The sequence below is a fragment of the Campylobacter concisus genome (assembly GCF_002913745.1).
Classification (GTDB): Bacteria; Campylobacterota; Campylobacteria; order Campylobacterales; family Campylobacteraceae; genus Campylobacter_A; species Campylobacter_A concisus_R.
This window is the reverse complement of sequence record NZ_PPCG01000013.1, coordinates 15,444-32,377: the sequence shown is the minus strand read 5'-3', so window position 1 is coordinate 32,377 and position 16,934 is coordinate 15,444. Positions and strand designations below refer to the sequence as shown.

The 16,934-nt window shown below is 41.3% G+C and carries 22 protein-coding genes and 1 pseudogene; 19 read left to right on the top strand and 4 right to left on the bottom strand.

Annotated features, from left to right (window positions below; translation table 11 throughout):
- Nucleotides 1–19: 19 nt before the first annotated feature.
- From aroQ to mnmA, 11 genes are read left to right on the top strand one after another with little or no spacing between them, the layout of a single operon-like run.
- Nucleotides 20–499, top strand: a complete 480-nt coding sequence (aroQ, locus tag CYO90_RS01105) for a type II 3-dehydroquinate dehydratase (protein WP_004317604.1) — start codon at nt 20–22, stop codon at nt 497–499.
- Nucleotides 496–1,521: a M24 family metallopeptidase gene (locus CYO90_RS01100; protein ID WP_103578130.1), complete on the top strand. Its 1,026-nt coding sequence runs from the start codon at nt 496–498 to the stop codon at nt 1,519–1,521. The genes aroQ and CYO90_RS01100 overlap by 4 nt, the downstream gene beginning before the upstream one ends.
- Nucleotides 1,518–1,994 (top strand): 2-amino-4-hydroxy-6-hydroxymethyldihydropteridine diphosphokinase, encoded by a 477-nt coding sequence (gene folK, locus CYO90_RS01095; protein WP_103578129.1) that lies wholly within the window; start codon nt 1,518–1,520, stop codon nt 1,992–1,994. The genes CYO90_RS01100 and folK overlap by 4 nt, the downstream gene beginning before the upstream one ends.
- A 9-nt stretch (nt 1,995–2,003) precedes the next feature.
- Complete coding sequence (gene flhF / locus CYO90_RS01090) at nt 2,004–3,362, top strand: flagellar biosynthesis protein FlhF (protein WP_103578128.1); 1,359 nt, start codon at nt 2,004–2,006, stop codon at nt 3,360–3,362.
- Nucleotides 3,355–4,221, top strand: coding sequence for a P-loop NTPase (locus CYO90_RS01085; RefSeq protein WP_103578127.1), 867 nt, complete (start codon nt 3,355–3,357; stop codon nt 4,219–4,221). The genes flhF and CYO90_RS01085 overlap by 8 nt, the downstream gene beginning before the upstream one ends.
- Before the next feature lie 13 nt (nt 4,222–4,234).
- Nucleotides 4,235–4,579 (top strand): hypothetical protein, encoded by a 345-nt coding sequence (locus CYO90_RS01080; protein WP_004317586.1) that lies wholly within the window; start codon nt 4,235–4,237, stop codon nt 4,577–4,579.
- Nucleotides 4,551–5,255, top strand: coding sequence for an RNA polymerase sigma factor FliA (locus CYO90_RS01075; protein ID WP_004317527.1), 705 nt, complete (start codon nt 4,551–4,553; stop codon nt 5,253–5,255). Before CYO90_RS01080 ends, CYO90_RS01075 begins: the two co-directional genes overlap by 29 nt.
- Nucleotides 5,255–6,355: a flagellar motor switch protein FliM gene (gene fliM, locus CYO90_RS01070; protein WP_009294218.1), complete on the top strand. Its 1,101-nt coding sequence runs from the start codon at nt 5,255–5,257 to the stop codon at nt 6,353–6,355. Before CYO90_RS01075 ends, fliM begins: the two co-directional genes overlap by 1 nt.
- Nucleotides 6,345–7,193, top strand: a complete 849-nt coding sequence (fliY, locus tag CYO90_RS01065) for a flagellar motor switch protein FliY (protein ID WP_103578126.1) — start codon at nt 6,345–6,347, stop codon at nt 7,191–7,193. Before fliM ends, fliY begins: the two co-directional genes overlap by 11 nt.
- The gene (locus tag CYO90_RS01060; RefSeq protein WP_103572264.1) at nt 7,193–7,783 is read left to right on the top strand and encodes a TIGR00730 family Rossman fold protein; all 591 of its coding nucleotides are present in this window, start codon (nt 7,193–7,195) and stop codon (nt 7,781–7,783) included. The genes fliY and CYO90_RS01060 overlap by 1 nt, the downstream gene beginning before the upstream one ends.
- 16 nt (nt 7,784–7,799) lie before the next feature.
- On the top strand, nt 7,800–8,852 hold the full coding sequence (gene mnmA / locus CYO90_RS01055) for a tRNA 2-thiouridine(34) synthase MnmA (RefSeq protein ID WP_258030613.1): 1,053 nt from the start codon (nt 7,800–7,802) through the stop codon (nt 8,850–8,852).
- On the opposite strand, the gene CYO90_RS01050 is transcribed toward mnmA, so the two are convergent.
- Nucleotides 8,839–9,201, bottom strand: a complete 363-nt coding sequence (locus CYO90_RS01050) for a DUF488 domain-containing protein (protein ID WP_103578124.1) — start codon at nt 9,199–9,201, stop codon at nt 8,839–8,841. The two genes, mnmA and CYO90_RS01050, sit on opposite strands and share 14 nt — an antisense overlap.
- A 132-nt stretch (nt 9,202–9,333) precedes the next feature.
- Between CYO90_RS01050 and CYO90_RS01045 the strand changes: the two genes are divergently transcribed.
- From CYO90_RS01045 to CYO90_RS10405, 3 genes and pseudogenes are all read left to right on the top strand, one after another.
- Nucleotides 9,334–9,741 (top strand): hypothetical protein, encoded by a 408-nt coding sequence (locus CYO90_RS01045; protein WP_021084276.1) that lies wholly within the window; start codon nt 9,334–9,336, stop codon nt 9,739–9,741.
- 100 nt (nt 9,742–9,841) lie between these two features.
- Nucleotides 9,842–10,771, top strand: a complete 930-nt coding sequence (locus CYO90_RS01040) for a ribose-phosphate pyrophosphokinase (RefSeq protein WP_004317514.1) — start codon at nt 9,842–9,844, stop codon at nt 10,769–10,771.
- Nucleotides 10,772–10,976: 205 nt separating this feature from the next.
- Nucleotides 10,977–11,063: pseudogene (locus CYO90_RS10405) on the top strand (hypothetical protein); the annotation flags it as partial.
- 47 nt (nt 11,064–11,110) lie between these two features.
- Here CYO90_RS10405 and CYO90_RS01035 read toward each other — a convergent pair.
- Nucleotides 11,111–11,524: an Rrf2 family transcriptional regulator gene (locus CYO90_RS01035; RefSeq protein WP_103578123.1), complete on the bottom strand. Its 414-nt coding sequence runs from the start codon at nt 11,522–11,524 to the stop codon at nt 11,111–11,113.
- Nucleotides 11,525–11,617: 93 nt separating this feature from the next.
- Nucleotides 11,618–12,025 (bottom strand): Rrf2 family transcriptional regulator, encoded by a 408-nt coding sequence (locus CYO90_RS01030; protein WP_258030612.1) that lies wholly within the window; start codon nt 12,023–12,025, stop codon nt 11,618–11,620.
- A gap of 4 nt (nt 12,026–12,029) precedes the next feature.
- On the opposite strand from CYO90_RS01030, the gene CYO90_RS10155 reads away from it, so the two are divergent.
- Nucleotides 12,030–12,188: a hypothetical protein gene (locus tag CYO90_RS10155; RefSeq protein WP_181000198.1), complete on the top strand. Its 159-nt coding sequence runs from the start codon at nt 12,030–12,032 to the stop codon at nt 12,186–12,188.
- A 66-nt stretch (nt 12,189–12,254) separates the two neighbouring features.
- On the opposite strand, the gene CYO90_RS01025 is transcribed toward CYO90_RS10155, so the two are convergent.
- Nucleotides 12,255–12,629 (bottom strand): cupin domain-containing protein, encoded by a 375-nt coding sequence (locus CYO90_RS01025; RefSeq protein WP_103578122.1) that lies wholly within the window; start codon nt 12,627–12,629, stop codon nt 12,255–12,257.
- Nucleotides 12,630–12,790: 161 nt separating this feature from the next.
- Here CYO90_RS01025 and CYO90_RS01020 point away from each other — a divergent pair, with 161 nt between their 5' ends.
- The 4 genes from CYO90_RS01020 to lepA all read left to right on the top strand — a co-directional run bounded on the left by CYO90_RS01020 (nt 12,791) and on the right by lepA (nt 16,863).
- Complete coding sequence (locus tag CYO90_RS01020) at nt 12,791–13,663, top strand: ABC transporter six-transmembrane domain-containing protein (RefSeq protein ID WP_103578121.1); 873 nt, start codon at nt 12,791–12,793, stop codon at nt 13,661–13,663.
- Entirely contained in the window at nt 13,653–14,567 is a 915-nt protein-coding gene (locus CYO90_RS01015; protein WP_103578120.1) for a cation diffusion facilitator family transporter, read from the top strand. The genes CYO90_RS01020 and CYO90_RS01015 overlap by 11 nt, the downstream gene beginning before the upstream one ends.
- 26 nt (nt 14,568–14,593) lie before the next feature.
- The gene (locus tag CYO90_RS01010) at nt 14,594–14,983 is read left to right on the top strand and encodes a transporter (protein ID WP_103578119.1); all 390 of its coding nucleotides are present in this window, start codon (nt 14,594–14,596) and stop codon (nt 14,981–14,983) included.
- 89 nt (nt 14,984–15,072) lie between these two features.
- Entirely contained in the window at nt 15,073–16,863 is a 1,791-nt protein-coding gene (gene lepA, locus CYO90_RS01005) for a translation elongation factor 4 (protein ID WP_103578118.1), read from the top strand.
- Nucleotides 16,864–16,934 lie beyond the last annotated feature (71 nt).

The window sequence follows — 16,934 nt, the reverse complement described above, 5'->3', positions numbered from 1 at the left end:
TTAATCAAAAAGGAGTGACATGGATAAGAAGCTAAAAATAATGGTTATCCAAGGCCCAAATATCAACATGCTTGGCGCTAGAGAGCCAGGAATTTACGGCGTTATGAAGATGGAGGATATCCACTCTCAAATGAAGATCGTTGCCGATCAAAATGACGTTGAGATCGAGTTTTTTCAAAGCAACCTTGAGGGCGAGCTAGTCGATAAGATCCAAGAGTGCTTGGGCGATGCTGATGGCATCATCATAAACCCAGCTGCTTACACTCACACCTCTATCGCTATCCGTGACGCGCTAAGTGCGGTTGCGCTGCCAGTTATCGAGGTGCATATCAGCAATGTTTATAGAAGAGAAGAGTTCCGCCATAAAAGCCTCATCGCACCAGTTGCAGCAGGCCAGATCGTGGGCTTTGGACCAGTTGGCTATCATTTAGCGATGATAGGCATGCTTCAAATTTTTGAGCAAATCAAAGCAGTAAGAGCAAATCAAAAAGCACAATGAATTTCATCTTAAAGGACGAAAACGCCGTATTTTACGAGTGCGGCTACAGCTGCGACAATGAGTTTTTGCTATGCGTTGATGGCGTGAAATACTTTTTCACGGACGCGAGGTATTATTTTGAGGCAAAAAGCTGCGTAAATGCAGGCGTGGTCGTTCTTTTAGCGCAGAGAAATTTAATAAACGAGGTTAGGGCATTTTTAAGAAAGACGAAGCCAAGCAGCCTCGTTTTTAACCCTGATGAGCTAAGCTTAAGCGAATTTAACGCGCTTAGCAAGGGATTTAAGATAAATTTCAAGCCAAAGGCAAATTTCTCTAGACTAAAGAGAATTTGCAAAAGTGAAGATGAGATAAAAATTTTAAAAAAAGCTAGCGAATTTGGAGCAAAATGCTTTGATGAATTTGCTAAATTTGTGCGTGAAAATGGCGAGGGAATGAGCGAAAAAGAGCTTCATTTCAACGCCTCGCTCATCTTTAGGCAAAAAAACGAGCTAGGTCTTAGCTTTGATCCGATCGTGGCGATAAATGAAAATGCCGCAAAGGCGCATGCGCTGCCTGGGGATAAAATTTTAAAAAAGGGCGATTTGCTGCTACTTGACGCTGGGGTTAAATTTAAGCGTTACTGCTCTGATCGCACCAGAACTGCTTGCTTTGATGAAAATTTTAACTTCTCAAAGGAGCAAAAATTTAAAAACACCAAGATGCAAGAAATTTACGAGATCGTAAAAGAGGCTCAGGCTGCTGCAATAAAGGTCGCTAGAGCTGGCGTTAGGGCGTGCGAGATAGATCTTGCAGCAAGAAGTGTGATAGCAAAGGCTGGATATGAAAATGCCTTTTTTCACTCGACAGGACACGGCGTGGGTGTGGATATACACGAGCTTCCAGTCATCTCAGCAAGGAGCGAAACGCTCATAAAAGAGGGCATGGTCTTTAGTGTGGAGCCTGGAATTTATCTAGAAAATGAATTTGGCGTGCGCATCGAAGACGTGGTGGTCGCAAGAGAAGGTGAGTGCGAGATCTTATGAGGCTAGCTGGAGCAAGAAAGATCGTAAAAAGCCGTTTTTGCCCTAGTTTTTTTCATAAAAGAGATGAGTTTAAGTATGAGGCGCTAGTTGGCATGGGTGGCAACATCGGCGATAGCGCAAAGAGGTTTGATAAATTTATAAGAGCGATTAGTGAAGATAGGCGTTTTCACGTGGTTGAAGTTTCGCCGATCCTTATAAATGCGGCGTTTGGCTACGAAGCGCAGGATGATTTTAGTAACGCTGTTATAAATTTACAAACATCTGTAAGCCCTAGAAATTTGCTAAAAATTTTAGGACACTATGAGAGTAAATTTAAGCGCGTGAGGACGTTTAAAAATGCGCCACGCACGCTTGATCTGGATATTTTGTATTTTAGTAAAAAAGTCTATAAGACGCCGCGCCTTATCGTGCCGCACCCAGGGGCTAGCAAGAGGCTTAGCGTGATCGTGCCACTAGGGCTTATGAGAGGTTAAAGGATATAAATGGCTACAAAATTTCATACTTTTACAGGCGAGAGCACCATCGAGGCTTTGAAAAAGGCTCAAGAAGCGTGCGGCGAGAAGGCCATACTCGTCACTACAAAGCAAATCCAAGCCAAGACGATAAACAAAAAGCCGCTTTATGAAATTTTAGTAAGCGTCGAAGAGGACGAGGTAAAGCAACCGCCAAAACCAAATGTAAAAGCAATAAACTATGAAAATGCCTACTCTAAATTTAGCAAAAACTACGAGCCACCAAAACCAAAATTTGAGATAAAAGAGGAGCCTGCTAAATTTGAGGCGAAGACGACGTCGCCTGAGCCTTACGATCCAAATGAGAGCGTGCTTTTAAATATCTCAGACGTTGCAAAAGAGATAAGCGCGATCGCAAATGTCGATATGAACGAGATAAAAGAGCCAAACACAAATGGCATGAATAAAAAAATAGACGATGTGGCAAAACAAGTAAGCGTGCTAAGCGAGAAAATAGGGCTGATAACTGACATGATCTGGGACGAAAAAGCCCCAAATCGCAACAATCTCTCGATCCCGCCAGAGTTTGCTAGTATCTACAAGCTCGCAAAACAAAGTGGTATGAAAGAGGAGCATCTAGAGGCGATCATGCAAACGACGCTTGAAAATTTGCCAGTCTCTATGAAAAGCAACCCAACCGCGGTAAAAAGGTACTTTTACTCGCTTTTGCGAAATATGCTGCCTTGCAGAAAAGAGATAAGTGATAAAAAACAGCGCATAATGATGCTAGTTGGTCCAACCGGAGTTGGCAAGACGACGACTCTTGCGAAGCTCGCGGCTCGTTTTGCATACGGCAACGAAAAGCGCTATAAAACGGGCATCATCACGCTTGATACGTACCGTATCGGAGCGGTTGAGCAGCTATTTCAATACGCTAAGATGATGAAGCTACCGATCCTTGATGTCATAGAGGTCGAGGACTTTCAAAACGCCATAAAGCAGCTTAGCTACTGCGACGTGATACTAATCGACACCACTGGAAATTCGCAGCATGACAAAGAAAAGCTTGAAAGACTTGATAAATTTTTAAAGCATAGCGGCGCAAAGATCGATGTAAATTTAGTCCTCTCAGCTGGCTCAAAGGTCGAGGATCTAATAGAAATTTATAATGGATTTTCATTTTTGGAGATCGACACTTTAATAATCACTAAATTTGACGAGACCAAAATTTTTGGCAACGTCTTTTCGCTGATATATGAGACAAATACGCCAGTTAGCTACTTTAGCGTGGGTCAAGAGGTGCCTGATGACCTTGTGGAGGCAAGGAGCGAATTTTTAGTAGAGTGCGTGTTTGACGGCTTTACAAAGCAAAAGGCTAGCGATGAATAATCAAGCACAAAAACTACAAAATTTAGTCCAGTCTCAAAATAAGGCTAAAAATACTCATTTTATAGCGATCACAAGCGGCAAAGGCGGCGTTGGCAAGAGCACGATAAGTGCAAATTTAGCAAATGTCTTGTCGCAAAATGGCTATAAAGTAGGGCTTTTTGACGCTGATATCGGCCTTGCAAACCTTGATGTTATTTTAAACGTCAAAATGGGCAAAAACCTGCTTCACGTGCTAAAGGGCGAGTGCAGTTTAAAAGATATCTTGATACCTAGAAATAAAAATCTCATCCTCATCCCTGGCGAGAGCGGCGATGAAATTTTGAAATTTAACAATCAATTTTTATTTGAGAGATTTTTAGATGAGGCTAGCGAGCTTGATCAGCTTGATTTTTTGATCATCGACACTGGTGCTGGCATAGGTGGCAGCACACAGCTCTTTTTAGAGGCAGCTGATGAGGTCGTCGTGGTGACTGTGCCTGACCCTGCGGCGATAACCGATGCATACGCGGTCGTAAAGATCGTATCAAGGTTTAAAAATAACGAGCTTTTGCTTTTAAATATGGTAAAAAACGAGGCTGAGGCCACTAGAATTTATGAAAATGTAAAACGAGTGGCAAATGCAAATATCGGACCAAGCTTAAATTTAGAGCTAATTGGCTACGTGGCTTCTGATAAGAGCGTGGCAAGGAGCATAAAGCAAAGGACACTCTTTACAGATGACGAAGCTTACGGCTCTGCTAGCGTGCAGATCAAGCAGATAGCTTCGAATTTGCTTTATAGGTTGGAACGAAAAGTGCTTAAAGATGAGCAAAGCAGGAGCTTTGGGGGCTTCTTTAAGCGTTTGATAGAACAATTTTAATGGAGATTGAGCTTTGCGTGCAGAAAATTTTATAGCATTTTTTACGGTTTGTGGATTTTTCATAGGCATAGTTTTTACCTTGCTAAAGGTGAGTGAGCCTATCGAAATGCTTGTTTATACGCTAGTTATTACTTTATTTTTTTACCTTATAATTCACATCGTGATAATGAACTACGTCGATGTAAAAAGGACTTTGAAGAAATTTTTTGACAATCAAAGACATGAGGAGATCGCGGACTATCTCATCTCTGAGCTAAACGTTAGGGAAAAACGGATGGAAAATATCATGCTAAAAGTAACCACCGAAAATTTAGACTCTGGTAAGCAAAATGTACGAACTAAAGCAAAAGCAGCTTAATGCTTATAAAAGCACCATCAAAAAAGAGCAAGACGAGATCGTCTTAAAATACATGCCAGCTTTGCGTGCAATGGCGTTTAGACTAAAGGAGCGCTTGCCTTCAAGCATTGACGTAAACGACCTTATAAGCGTTGGTGTTGAGGAGATGATAAAGCTTAGCAGGAAGTATGACAAAGAGCAAAACGACTCATTTTGGGGGTATGGTAAAAAGAGAATTTATGGCTCGATGCTTGACTACCTAAGAGCGCTTGACGTCGTTAGTAGAAGCGACAGAAAGCTAGTAAAGAGCATAAATACCGAGATAGATAACTACTTTAACACACACGAAGAAGAGCCAAGCGACGAGTATCTGGCTGAAAAACTAAATGAAGATATCGAAAAGATAAGAGAGGCAAGGGGAGTTAGTGGTATCATCACCATTTTGCCGATCGATGAACAAATGGAGCTAATCGGACAAAGCGATGTTGAAAAAAGCGTAGAAAAAGAGGATCTTATCTTAAAGATCGAAAGTGCGTTAAAAGACTTTGATGAGCGCGATCAAATGATAGTTCAGCTCTACTACTACGAAGAGCTAAATTTAAAAGAGATCAGCGAGATAATGAACATCAGCGAGAGTAGAATTTCACAAATTCATAAACGTTTGCTTGATCGCATCAGACGCAGCTTGGGGGTTTAATGGCTGATATTTTAAGTCAAGAAGAGATAGATGCGCTACTTGAAGTCGTCGATGAAGACGGCGATACGAGCAATATCGAGATAGAAGAGAGCCCACAAAGTGAGCAAAGACAGATTATCGTTTATGATTTTAAACGTCCAAATCGTGTTAGTAAAGAGCAGCTCCGTGCGATAAAAGGCATCCATGATAAGCTTGCTAGAAATTTAGCTAGTCAAATTTCAAGTGTAATGAGAAGTATTGTTGAGATCAGACTTCACAGCGTCGATCAGATGACATATGGCGAGTTTTTGATGAGTTTGCCAAGTCCAACGAGCTTTAACGTCTTTTCTATAAAGCCGCTTGATGGCAACTGTGTTTTGGAGATAAATCCAAGCATAGCATTTCCTATGATAGATCGTTTGCTTGGCGGAACTGGTGAAAATTTTGAAACAAATAGAGAACTGACTGACATCGAGGTAAATTTGCTTGATGCAGTACTTAGGATGATCATGCAGCGCCTAAAAGAGAGTTGGGCGATGATAACTGATATGTATCCAAACGTCGAGGCAAAAGAGAGTAGCCCAAATGTCGTTCAAATCGTCTCTCAAAATGAGATCGTTATCATGGTCGTCATGGAGATCATCGTTGGTAACTCAAGCGGTATGATAAATTTATGCTATCCAGTCATCTACCTAGAGCCGATACTTTCGCGTCTTGCAAACAGAGATATCATGCTTGGCGAAACTAGTGCTAAGAAGAGTAGAAATAAAGAGTTAAAAACGCTTATCGGAAGGGCTGAAATTTTATATGAGGCGATATTAGGAAAATCAATCGTTAGCGTAAATGAGTTTTTAAATTTAAAAGAGGGCGATATCTTAAGACTTGATAGGGGCGCTGATGATAAGGCGATCGTTTGTATCGATAAAAAAGAGGTATTTTTAGCTGAAGTTGGGCTTCATAGATTTAGGAAGTCGATAAGAATCGAACAGCTAATACGCTCTGATAAAGATGAGATTAAAAATATTCTAGAAAAATACGAAGAAGAGCGAAAAGCGAAACTAATGGCTTATGAAGCTAACGAACACAATATGGAAGAAGAGACCGAAGAATATGATGAATGAATTTTTTAATATATTCTCCAATGAATTGAAAGCGACCATTGAAGGGCTAACTGGTAGAGCGCCAGAGATTGGAGAGAGAAATGAATTTGATGCTCCTACGCAAAATGGCATAAAGCCACCAGTTGCCATGGCTAGTGTAGCTTTAAGCGGTGACATTAGTGCTAAAGTTGAGATCGTATGTACGCCAGTGCTCATAAGCGCTGTTAGCGAATGGATGATGGGCGAAGAGGAAATCTCACGTAATGAAAATCTTGGAAATGACGAGCTTGACGCTGCTAAAGAGATCTTTTCAAACCTTTTTAGTGCTTTTAGCACCTCTCTTGGTGCGCAAAAAGGTATGCCAAAAATCAACTTTGAGGTGATAAATGTAAATTTCTTAGATGAGAATTCCCCTCTTGATTTTAGTGTTTATGAAAAGCTTTTTTTATTTAACGTAAAGATAGAGGATCTAAACGAGCATATTGGCTTTGCTTGCGATCATGCGCTGATGAGATTTTTTGAACCAACTAAAGCTGAAGCACCAGCAGCGCCTGTTAGCACACCTCATAACTCCAAAAATGAATTTAGCGCAGAAGAGATGAGAAATATCGGCCTTATTATGGATGTTAGGCTACCTATTCGCGTTCGTATCGGCTCAAAAAGGATGCTCTTAAAAGATGTACTCACTATGGATATAGGCTCAGTCATCGAGCTAAATCAGCTAGCAAACGACCCGCTTGAAATTTTGATAGGAGATAAGGTGATAGCCCTTGGCGAAGTTGTCATAATAGACGGTAACTTTGGCATCCAGATCACACAGATAGGCTCAAAACGCGAGAGGCTTCAGCAGTTAAAATAATGAATGAATTAGTAAATGATCTCTTAAAATTCCCAAGCGTTTTAAAGTATAAAAACAAAAATGTAACTTTCTTTGGCTCGGCTAGGTTTGATGAAGAAAATTTCTACTGCAAAAAGGCATACGAGCTAGCTTATAAGCTAAATGAGCTAGGTTTTGCCATCTTAACTGGCGGAGGAGATGGCATAATGAGAGCGGCAAACAAGGGTGCATTTGACAGCGCAAAGTCCCCTAGCGTCGCACTAAACGTGAGGCTGCCGTTTGAACAACAAACAAATCCATACGTCACCGCAAAATATCTCTTTTCAAATTTAAGCCCAAGAAAATTTGCCCTAACTGATAGCTCTATCGCATTTGTCGTCTTCCCTGGTGGCTTTGGTACACTTGATGAGCTATTTGAAATTTTGGTACTTGCTCATGTTGGCAGCAAAAAAGTGAAAATTTTTCTTTATGGATGCGAGTTTTGGCAAGGGCTTGATGAGTTTATACGAAAGACGCTGATCCCTCAAAAAACGATAAACGAAGAAGATCTAAATTTATACAAAATCACCGATGATCTAGAGCTTATCGTAAGCGAAATTTTGGCTATTTAAAAATAAGATATAAAATATCGCCTTTAAATTTAAAAAAGGTAAAAATATGAAAATAATGGTTGCAATGAGCGGCGGCGTAGATAGCACGATGACGGCTAAATTTCTGCAAGAGGCTGGGCATGAGGTGCAAGGCTGCTACATGATGCTTCATCAAAAGCCAGGATACCACGAAGAAAACATCAGAAAAGTCAAAAAAGTGGGCGAATATCTTGGCATCAAGGTGCATATACTCGATCTGCAGGATAAATTTAACGAATATGTCTATGATCCATTTGTCAGACTCTACAAAGAGGGCAAAACGCCCAATCCTTGTGCCTTGTGTAATAAATTTATAAAACTTGGTGCGCTACTTGACTTTGCAAAGGCAAATGGCTGCGAGAAGCTTGCTACTGGGCATTACGTGCAGGTTGTTGATGGTTTTATAACCTGCGCCAAAGATCCTAGCAAAGATCAGAGCTATTTTTTAGCTCAGGTGCCAAAAGAGGTGCTAAAAGATGTCATTTTCCCACTTGGAGATAAATTTAAAAAAGATATAAAAGAGCTAGCAAGAGGCGTAAAAGTGCTTGAAGAGTTCGCTACTCAGGCAGAAAGCAGTGAAATTTGCTTTGTGGAAAATACCTACATCGAGGTTTTAAACAAGCACTACAACACAAATTTACCAGGCAATGTGGTTGATAAAGACGGCAATATCATCGGCCGCCACCAAGGCTACATGCACTACACTATCGGCAAACGCCGCGGCTTTGAGGTTTTTGGCGCTCATGAGCCACACTTTGTCATCAAGATAAATGCCGAAAAAAACGAGATCGTTGTCGGCACGAAGGATGACCTTGCTCAAAAAGTGGTCGAGCTTGAAAATGTAAATTTATTTATCGATGAAGATAAATTTGAGTGCGAAACCAAGATAAGATATAGAAGCCCTAAACTTGAGGCTTTTGTAGAGGTTGATAAAGCTAACAAAACCGCAAAGCTAACGCTAAATCAAAACGCACTTGGCGTAGCGCAAGGTCAGCTTTGCGTGATGTATGAGGGTGATCGCGTCATCGCAAGTGGCTTTATAAAGAACTAAGCGCCTCTTTTATCACCTTAACGTGGCTAAATTCTGGCTCTTTGACAGCAGTTAGAAGCGCCACGTTTTTATACTCTTTTTCTAGCTTTTTAAGCTCTTTTAATCCCTCTTGCCCCTCTTTGCCATTTAGCTCTTGTCTAAATCTTTTGCAAAACTCATCAAACCTAGCCTCTTTATCTTCATGAAACCATGACCTTAGCTCGTTTGACGGAGTGACTGATTTTAGCCAGATAAAGCTAGAAAAGATCTCTTTTTTCACGCCTCTAGGATAAAGTCTATCGATAAAGACACCTTTAAATTTCTCGTCGTCGCTTTTAATAAAGTCGTAAATTCTATAAATTTTAAACATGAGCGTGATTTTAGTCTTGATAAAATAAAAAAGTCAAAAATATTTTTAACTAATTATCTTCTTTAAATTTATGTTGCCTTTTTTATTTTTTTGAAATAGAATAACACCTGGATTTATTTCAAGGAGGTTATGATGAAAGTTTTAAATTTAGCTCTACTTTGTGCGGTTGCAGGTATATTGTCTGGTTGTGTTGCTCCACAGTTTGAGCCAAAGCCGTTGTCACCAAATTCAAAAGGTATAGCTATGGTAAATTCTACACCTTATAGCTGCAAAGTTTTAGGAGAGGCAGAGGGAAGCGATGAGGCAAATGGCAGAATAAACCCAGCTATTGAAAGACTTAGACAAGGTGCGATAAATGATCTAAAAAATGAAGCAGTTGAAATAGTAGGACTCCATAAAAGAGTCGTACTTTACATTATAAAAGAAGAGGCGCTTTGCTACTGGCTTTTTGAAGGTATCAAAGCCTGCCCTGCTGGAAGCTCGTCCGCACTTGGTTATAGGGTAAGAGCTCAAATTTTTGACTGCGGAGATAAAAACTAACAAATTTAACTTTAAATAAAATAGCTGGAATAATAAATTTAGATTTAAAGCTCATTTTGATAAAATCACAACATAAAAATCACTAAAAAAGGTTACTATTATGAGAGGCTATAAAATTTTCTCAGGCACCGCAAACATCGAGCTTTCGAAGAAAATTTCGCAATATTTGTCGCTTCCACTGAGTGAAGCTAGCATTAAAAGATTTAGCGATGGTGAGATAAGCGTGCAGATCGGCGAAAGCGTGCGTGGGAAAGATGTTTTTGTCATCCAGCCAACATGTGCCCCAGCAAATATAAATTTAATGGAGCTTCTTATCTTAACTGACGCTTTAAAGCGCAGTAGCGCAAGCTCTATAACAGCGATCGTGCCATATTTTGGCTATGCTAGACAAGACAGAAAAGCAGCTCCTAGAGTGCCTATCACTGCAAAACTTGTGGCAAATATGATGCAAACAGCAGGCATCGACAGGGTCGTGACGATGGACCTTCACGCAGGACAAATTCAAGGATTTTTCGATATCCCAGTAGATAACCTTTATGGAAGCATCATCTTTAACGACTACGTAAAAGCTAAAAATTTACCAAATCCAGTCGTCGCAAGCCCAGATGTAGGCGGCGTGGCTCGTGCTAGAGCCTTGGCGAAAAATCTAAATTTATTAGATATGGTCATCGTTGATAAACGCCGCGAGAAAGCAAACGAGAGCGAAGTGATGAACGTGATCGGCGATGTTAAGGGCAAAGATGTGATCTTGGTCGATGATATGATCGACACCGCTGGCACCATCGTAAAAGCAGCTGAAATTTTCAAAGAGCGTGGCGCAACTAGCGTAATGGCGTTTTGCACGCACCCAGTGCTTAGCGGACCAGCCTATGATAGGCTAAAACTTGGCTTTTTAGACGAGCTAGTGGTGACTGATACGATCCCATTAAAAGAAGAACTACCTTGTATAAAAGTGCTAAGCACAGCTTCACTCTTTGGCGAAGTGATACGCCGTGTTTATCACAACGAAAGCGTAAATAGCTTGTTTTAATAACCCTTGCAGGCTAGAGCTCTAGCCTGCTAAATTTATTCGTTTTGGGTGATTGATATTTATCTTTTGGATTAAATTTCTAGCCCAAAAGACTTAAAATCCTACTTGTAACGAGCCTAAATTTAAAGTCAAATAAATAAAAATCACAATGAAACCTCGCCGCTAAATTTCTACATGCTAGCTACTAAAATTTAAATAAGCCATATTAAGATGCAGTGCCGATCAGATCCGCGTTGGAGCTGCGACAAATGCCGTGAGGATCGCGCAAAAATGGATCACGATGCAGGAGTAGTTTGTAAAATTATCTTTGGCTAGAAAAGATCAAGATCTAGCCTAAATTTATCTCGCAAGCTCGTCTAATAAATCTTGCAAAGTAACGTTTTTTAGCTCGTTTTCTAGGGCAGTTTGCGCCCTTAAAAAGTGCCCAGACAAAAGCTCTTCTATCCTGCCACCAAGCGGGCAAGCCCTTGGCGAGTCAGAGTGAATTTTAAAAAGTTTTTCTTTCTCATTTACTGCGTTAAAAATTTCAAGTAAATTTATATCTTTTGGCTCTTTTGCAAGGCTCACCCCGCCAACTCCAGCTGCGACATTTACGAGCCCTGCAGCCTTTAGAGTGCCAAGCAGGCGCCTAACGATAACTGGGTTTGTGTTTATGCTGCCAGCTATAAATTCGCTTGTAACCTTCTCATTTTCAAAAAATTTAGCACATAAAAGCGCGTGTATCGCAGTTGAAAATTTAATGCCAACTTGCATAAGCTCCCTTAAATTTTTTCGTGATTATACTTAAATTTTCTGCCAAAGACAGCCAGCTAAATTTGACTTACGAGCCTTCGCCAGCCGTCAAATTTATAAACTCAAGCTCTCTCGCCGACCGCAGTGAAGCGCTTTTGGATAAATTTCATGTTTTTTTAGCTCGTTGATGATCGCAAGTGCAAGGTCTGCGTAGCTTATGTAGCTCTCATTTTTTGAGTTTAGTATGAGATCATCCCCGCCAAGCACGTATTTGCCAGTGCGAGCGCCATTTGCGTCGTAGTCGCCTGCTGGACTTACATACGTCCAAAGCACATTTGTGCTACCTTTTAGCTCAAAATATGACTCCGCCGTAGCCTTTGCCACGCCCATATATGTAGCCGGGAAGTCTGGCGTATCCATGACCATAGTGCCTTTGCTATCAACAAATAACGTACCAGCGCCAAGAGCTACGATGAGCCTTGTGCTAGTGCCTTCTAGTAAATTTAAAAGGTGAGCGGCCACTTTTTTGCGAGAAAAGAAGGTTTATAACGACCAAACGGCAAATGCGCTGATAACCACATCGAAGTCTGTTAGATCAGCTTTTGTAGGCTCAAAAATATCTTTTATAGATGACTTTTACGTCGTCGTTTTACTCTTTGTTTTTTTAACAATCGCCGAGTTTTGAAGCCATTTTTAGATAAATTTACGCCGTTTTTGCCTAAGATTGCTATTTAAATTTTTCTTTTTAAATTTACAGCCAGCTTGGCTTTACGTCATCAACTATCACGCCGTCACTCATTGTGTATTGCTCTAGGCTACCGCGTTTTGTCTGGATGCAGATCATTTTGATGCCGTTTTTGCCAGCCCTAAAGCACCTTTTGCCATCTGGATCTATGCGCACCGCTTCGCCTTTGCTTACTTTTATCACTTCGCCGTCGATAAAAAGCTCGCCATCGCCATCAGTGATGATGTAAAGCTCCTTGTTTTGCTTGTGCGCATGGACAAATGGCACGCTCACATTTGCCGCAAATTCGTTTATAGATACTTCACAGCCAGTTAAATTTAAAGCCTCTTTTAGCTCGACTCTTGGCTCGTTTGCGACCTTTGCAACCTGATAATTTTTCATTTTATTCTCCTTATTTTTTGTTGTAATCTTTTTTCTTACAACTGATGAGCGAAGTATAATTATTTTTTGTTGTAATGTCAAGAGTTACAACAAAAATTTATCAAAATTTACAAATTTAGGCTAAAATTTACGAAAAATTTATGATAACTTGGAGTTAAAATTTGCAAAATAACGCCTTTAAAACGCTAAAGAGCATAGCTACCGAGCATAACAAAAAGCTCATTTTGACCTTTGCTTTGGTGCTAGCAGAGAACGGACTTTTTCTTGCTTATCCGATATTTGCGGGCTTTGCGATAAACGCAATCATACAAGGAAATACGTTAAATGCCCTTATTTACGCACTTTTTGTGCTCGTAGCGTGGCTTGTAGGAGCCATTAGGCGCCGCGTGGATACGCAAGTTTTTGCAAGTATTTATGCAAAGCTTGCTGTAAATGTCATCATGAATGAAAAACAAAATGCCAAAGACGACTCCGCCATCATCGCCAGAGTAGCGCTCTCGCGAGAGTTTGTAAATTTCTTTGAGACGCATTTTCCTATGTTTTTTACATCGGTCATTTCGATCATCGGCTCAGCGTTTATGCTCATCTTTGTCGAGCCAAAGGTCGCTGTGGCGTGCTTTGTAGTGATGACCTTTTTTCTTATATTTTCACCAAGATATATCAAGAAAAATGACGACCTTTATCTTCGCTTAAATGACCGCTTAGAGAAAGAGGCAAAGGTGATAGGTGCTTTTAACAAAAGCACGCTAAATAGGCACTACGACGTCGTTTCTAAATTTCGTATAGCGATCTCAAACAGGGAGGCGATGAGCTATTTTATCATCGGCATTAGCGCATCGCTGCTCTTTTTGGTGGCGATAATAGTGCTAAGCTCGCAGCAGACAAATGCCGGCCAAATCTACTCTGTGATGACCTATATATGGAATTTCGTCATTAGTCTTGACGACTCGCCAAAGCTCATCGAGGAATTTTCAAATTTAAAAGATATAGGCAAGAGGATCGACGCCCAAAAGAAGGACAATAATGCACAATAAGAGCGTTCTTAGAAATTCGTTTTTGCTAATTTTCACGTTTATGATAGTTGAGGCTGTTTTTGGCTTCGTTTCAAACTCGCTTGCGCTTGTTAGCGACGCATTTCACATGTTCTCAGACGCTGCGGCTCTCTTTTTGTCACTGGTCGCTTTTAAGATCGCAGAAAAAAGGGCAAATTTACAAAAGACCTTTGGCTACAAAAGGGTCGAGATCATCGCCGCTTTCATAAATGCCATCGCTCTTATCGCACTCGCCATTTTTGTCGTAGTCGAAGCTATTATTAGGTTTTTTAACGAGCCGCAGATCGAGGCTGAAACGATGCTTTTTGTTAGTATTTTGGGGCTTGTGGTAAATTTAGTCGTAGCTATTTATATGCATAAAAGCGCTGATACAAAAGAAAATTTAAACATGAAAGGTGCTTATTTGCACGTGCTTGGCGACACGCTTGGCTCAGTTGGCGCTATCGTCGCAGCGCTTCTTGTGATGAAATTTAACTTCACGCAGGCCGATAGCATCGCAAGTATCTTTGTCTCGCTGCTCATCATAAAAAGTGGCGCTAGCTTGCTAAAAGATAGCTTTAATATCCTGATCGAAGCCGTGCCGCTTAAGCTTGATACGGATGAAATTTTAGGCGTTATAAAGGGCGTAGATGGCGTTAAAATCGTGCATGACCTGCATATCTGGGCGATAAATGCTGGCACAAACGCGCTCATAGCCCACGTGGTGGTGGATGATGCGCTAAGCGTGGCTGAAATTTCAAAGATGATAAAGCGCATCGAGCACGAGCTTTCTCACGCAGGCATCGGCCATGTCACGCTTCAGTTTGAGAGCGAGAACCTTGGACATAAAGACGATCTCATCTGCGAGCTAAATGATGAAGATGATCACTGCGGGCATCATCACTAAAATTTGACGCAAAAGGTTTAAATTTAATGTTTCGCATAAAAAATGAATATCTAATGGTCGTGGCTATTGGTTTGCTTGGTATTTTTATGGATATGGCTCCTCTTATCGCAGTAAATTTTGTAGTAGCCTTGATCTGCGCTCTATTTTGTATGAAAAAGGGCTATATATTTATTTTGTTGCTAGGGTTAAATTTTGCTCTGTATTTTAATGTCATAGATGCTCCGTTTGAACAACCAGAGCTTTGGACTTATCACGTGCCAGCGCTGGCAACTGCGACATGCGGGCTTAGTGCTTTAGTTTATGCTTCAGCTTTTTTAGCTTTTTTACCGCTTTTTGCTTATCTTTATTTTTTATATTCACTTTGCGTTGTACTCTGCGCTTTGCGTGAAAGTTTAAGAGCTAACTTTGAGCTTTAAATTTAAGCCTTGCTAGCCTAGCAAACTCATTTTTACTCAACTTTAACGATTTTTTTTATAAAATCGCCTAAAATTTAACTAGGGATTTCATGAAAAACATTAGAAACTTTAGCATCATCGCTCACATCGACCACGGCAAAAGCACGCTTGCTGATCGCCTCATTCAGGAGTGTGGCGCCGTAAGTGACCGTGAGATGAGCTCGCAGATCATGGACACGATGGACATCGAAAAAGAGCGTGGCATCACGATCAAAGCCCAGTCTGTCCGCCTAAACTACGCACTAAATGGCGAAAATTTTGTTCTAAATTTGATAGACACCCCAGGACACGTTGATTTTAGCTATGAGGTGAGCCGTAGTCTAGCTAGCTGCGAGGGCGCACTGCTCGTCGTGGACGCTAGTCAGGGCGTGGAGGCGCAAACCATCGCAAACGTCTACATCGCACTTGAAAACAACCTGGAGATCATACCAGTCATCAACAAGATCGACCTGCCAGCGGCTGATCCTGCTAGTGTAAAAGATGAGATCGAGCACATCATCGGTCTTGACTGCTCAGGAGCGATCGAAGTGAGCGCAAAAACAGGCGTTGGCATAAAGGAGCTGCTTGAAGCGATCATCACGAGGATCCCTGCACCAAATGGCGACGTAAGCAAGCCTACAAAGGCGCTAATTTATGATAGTTGGTTTGATAACTACCTTGGCGCGCTTGCTCTTGTGCGTGTTTATGATGGTGAAATTTCAAAAAATGATGAAATTTTAGTCATGGGAACAGGCAAAAAACACATCGTACTAGACCTCATGTATCCAAATCCTATAGCACCGATCAAGACCAAAACGCTTAGCGCTGGTGAGGTTGGCATCGTGGTTTTGGGGCTTAAAAACGTTAGTGACGTGCAAGTTGGAGATACGATAACGCAGTCAAGAAATCCTCTAAAAGAGCCAGTTGGTGGCTTTGAGAGAGCTAAGCCGTTTGTTTTTGCGGGACTTTATCCTATTGAAACTGATAAATTTGAAGATCTGCGTGACGCGCTGGATAAGCTAAAGCTAAATGATAGCTCCATTAGCTACGAGCCAGAGACCTCGGTCGCACTTGGATTTGGCTTTAGGGTTGGCTTTTTAGGTCTTCTTCACATGGAGGTTGTCAAAGAGAGGCTGGAGCGTGAATTTGATCTTGATCTCATCGCCACAGCGCCAACTGTGACTTATGAAGTCATCCAAACTGATGGGCTAAATTTAAAAATTCAAAACCCAAGCCAGTTGCCGCCAGTCAATAAAATAGACTCGATCCTTGAGCCATACGTGAAGGCTACTATCATCACGCCAAGCGAGTTTTTGGGCAACATCATCACGCTCTTAAACAACCGCCGCGGCATACAAACAAAGATGGACTATATCACGACTGACCGCGTTTTACTCGAGTATGACATACCGATGAATGAGATCGTGATGGACTTTTACGACAAGCTAAAGTCAAGCACCAAAGGCTACGCGAGCTTTGACTACGAGCCTAGCGACTACCGCGTGGGCGATCTAATAAAGCTTGATGTCAAAGTAGCCGGCGAGACGGTCGATGCGCTCTCTATCATCGTGCCTGAGAGCAAGGCTCAGACAAAGGGCAGAGACTTTGTAAAGGCGATGAAAGAGATCGTGCCACGTCAACTCTTTGAGGTGGCGATACAAGCTAGCATCGGTAATAAAATAATCGCCCGAGAAACCGTAAAATCAATGGGTAAAAACGTCACAGCCAAGTGCTACGGCGGCGATATCACGCGTAAGAGGAAGTTGCTTGAGAAGCAAAAAGAGGGTAAGAAGCGGATGAAGGCCATTGGTAAGGTGAATTTGCCGCAGGAGGCGTTTTTATCCGTTCTAAAAATAGACTAGCGGCGTGTCGTGAGCGCCTTTGAATGAGCTTTAAATTTTCTCTCTTCGATGGACTATTTGTCCTATCTTGA